A 2,785-nucleotide genomic window follows, 5' to 3' on the forward strand; every position below is an offset into this window, starting at 1 on the left:
AGGACGTGTGGCCCGAGCTCGTGCGGGAAGACGCTTTCCCATTCACCGGCACCGCCGAAGGCCGTGAACATGACGGGGTCCCCGGTGATCGACGGCGGGAAGCTGAACCACGCCGGCGCCCCCTGCGCCGCGCCCGCGCCCGGATCGAGGACGGCGTCGTGCATGTGCACGCCCCACAGCTCCTGCGCGGACTCCCACGCCTCACGCGTCACACCCTCGAGCGAGGTCGTCGCGCTCATGCCGCGTCCGCCACGTGGATCCAGGCGAGGTAGGAGTCCGGGAAGGTGACGAGGGATGCCAGGCCCCCGAGGCCCTCCTCCGGCTCGTCGACCGCACGGAGCGGGGTCAGCCGCGACCCCCACACGTCGGCGTCGATCCGCCACCACCGCTCGCCGGTGCGCACCGCGAAGGCGCCGTCCGTGCCGAGGGGACGGCCGCCCGTCGGGGGCTGCGTCCAGGCTCCGCCGAGGCCCGCGAAGCCGCCGACCGCGCAGACGTACCCGCGCTGCTCGGCTCGGCCCGGCCACCAGAACCGGTCGCGGCGCTGGTGCTCGAGGAAGGGCTCGAGGTCCGTGGCATCCATCCCCAGGGCGGCGGCGATCGCGTCCGCGGCCGCGGGCATCGCCGCGGCGATCCGCGACAGCGCGTCCTCGCGGAGCCCCAGGACTCCCGCCCGCCAGCCGGCGATACCCGCGAGATGCACCGGGTCGAGGGCGGTGGATCCAGCCGCCGCCTGCCCCGCCCCGAACGCGGCGCGGAACCGGTTCGCAGAGCCTCCGGCCGCGGCGACGTTCCGGGCGGCGAGGTCGAGATCGAGTCCGTCCACGGGCGCCGGCGTTCCGACCGGGACCGTGCGGTCCGCGAGGTGTCCGGGGCGGCGGATCATGGCCGCCGCTCGACCCAGCGGACGTACGCGGTGTACCGCTGGTGCAGGTACTTCAGCGCCATGAGGTCGTCGAAGTCGCGCCCGTAGAGCTTGCCGGTGCCCGCCATCGTCCGCAGCAGCGACTCGATGGCCGTGATGCGACGCCCGGCTTCGAGCGCGGTCACGCCGTCGAGTCCGGCATCCGCCTGCGCGAGGAGCGCGCCCACCGGGTCGTCGCTCCCGCGTCCGAGGGCGTCGTACTGTCGGCACGACTCGGCGAACAGGTCGGTGAGCCAGCTCAGCACGTCGGTGCTCAGCTCGCGCTCGGCACCCACGTCAAAGCGCGGGTGCGTGGGGTTCGGCAAGAGTTTCCCGCGCAGGACGAAGGGCAGGACGGCCGCGACGTCGGCGACCGACACCGCCTCCCGGCCGCGGAACCACGCGATCGCCTTGGCGTAGACGACGAGTGTCTGCAGCGCGCGCACCGACAGGCCGTTGAGCGTCTGCGCCCCGGGGTCGCTCATGAGGTCGGCACCCGAGTTCGCCTCGATGGCCTCGGCGACCCGACCCCCGCCCGTGGTCACGGTGTCCTTCGTCCGGTACTCGAACCGGCGACCGCCGCCCTGCACGAACTCGAAGTGGCTGAGGAAGAACTCCAGCCGCCGCCGCACGTCGGCGGGAACGGGGATCGCGCGGATCGCCGCGCGCATCGCGGTCTGCTCCTCGGCCGGGAACACCAGTTCCGCCGGTACGTGCTCCTCGGGCTTCTCGCCCGCCTCCACGCGAGCGACGAGCTCGTCGAAGAAGCGGCTGTTGAAGCCGGCGGCCGGCACCGTGACGTCCATGCGGTCGCGCAGTGCCTGGATCACGGGGAACGTGCCGCCGCCCGCGTCATCGTTCGCGGTGAAGAACCAGCTCTCCACGCCGCTCGCGGGTGCGGTGCGGCGCATCTGGTCGTGGCTCTCGACGTAGCCCTCCGCGACCATCGTCAGCAGCGCCGACTGCGTCTTGGTCGGGATGCGGTTGTACTCGTCGACGATCTTCACCGGCCGCGTGAGCCACTCGCGCCACGCGATGCCGATGTCCGAGAGCCGCTCGGCGCTCATGAGGTCGCGCGGGAGCGGGATGCCGACGAGGTCGCTGATCGTGAGCTGCGGCTGGCCCTGCTGCACACCGCGGCGCACCTCGTCGGGGCTCGACCCCGCGAGCACCCCCATGAGCACGGCGACGGTGGTCTTCCCTCGTCCCGGTCCGCCGATGAGGAGGCATTTGCCGCCGACGGCGAAGGTCAGCAGCGGCAGCAGCACGTTCGACGAGTACGACGGCTCGCTCGGCAGGGTCAGCTCGGCCCCGGCATCCCCCAGCGTGAACGACAGCGCCGGGCCGGACGAGAACTCGACGTCGTAGTAGGGCGAGATGACGGCCCGGTTGACGATCCAGTAGTAGGTCTGGCGCAGCTTCTCGTCGAGCGGGAGCGCGGCGTCGTCAGCCTGGGCCCGGAACAGGTCGGTCGCGGTGAGCGGGGCGACCCCGTCCTCCGGATGCGGCGTGGTGGGGGCTTCCGAGAGCTTGTGCCAGCGGTCCGACATCGCGCCAGCCTAACCCGCGGCCCGGCGCCGGAGAGCCTCTTGCTCGGCGAGGGGCCGACCCTCTAGGGGAGCCTCGAACGCGGTCCAGCGGGCGACGGCCGCGCGCACCGCGGGCAGCGCGGCGGCGAGCCTCTCCGCCACCGACCCCCGCACCTCGAGCCACGGCACCGGCTGCGCGGCGAGCACCGCGCGGAAGCGCTCCTGCATGTCGGCGCGGATGTGCTCGCCGTCGCGCATGCCGTCCTGCACGAAGGGGATCTCGTCGCCGGTCAGCACGTAGAGGGCCGGGCGGTGCGCGGCCGCGCGCGCATGAATGCGGTCGGCGACCGGC

3 protein-coding genes and 1 pseudogene are annotated in these 2,785 nt (G+C 73.3%); all 4 read right to left on the reverse strand.

Annotated elements, in window-relative coordinates; all coding sequences use genetic code 11:
• Window positions 1-239 (reverse strand): annotated as a pseudogene (locus I5G_RS21090) (VWA domain-containing protein); the annotation flags it as partial.
• Window positions 236-886 carry a hypothetical protein gene (locus I5G_RS06685; RefSeq protein ID WP_022878367.1) on the reverse strand — a complete coding sequence of 217 codons (651 nt, stop codon included), beginning with the start codon at window positions 884-886 and terminating at the stop codon, window positions 236-238. The pseudogene I5G_RS21090 and the gene I5G_RS06685, both read right to left, overlap by 4 nt.
• Window positions 883-2,454, reverse strand: coding sequence for a MoxR family ATPase (locus I5G_RS06690; protein ID WP_022878368.1), 1,572 nt, complete (start codon window positions 2,452-2,454; stop codon window positions 883-885). Before I5G_RS06690 ends, I5G_RS06685 begins: the two co-directional genes overlap by 4 nt.
• Window positions 2,455-2,463: 9 nt before the next feature.
• On the reverse strand, window positions 2,464-2,785 hold a 322-nt coding region (locus I5G_RS21095), incomplete at its 5' end, for an AAA family ATPase (RefSeq protein ID WP_036326784.1).

The sequence above is a fragment of the Microbacterium sp. B19 genome (genome assembly GCF_000333395.1).
In the GTDB taxonomy this organism is placed as follows: Bacteria; Actinomycetota; Actinomycetes; order Actinomycetales; family Microbacteriaceae; genus Microbacterium.

Coding starts and splice junctions, on each gene's coding strand:
- I5G_RS06685 (WP_022878367.1), bottom strand. CDS start 886: ATGATCCGCCGCCCCGGACACCTCGCGGACCGCACGGTCCCGGTCGGA.
- I5G_RS06690 (WP_022878368.1), bottom strand. CDS start 2,454: ATGTCGGACCGCTGGCACAAGCTCTCGGAAGCCCCCACCACGCCGCAT.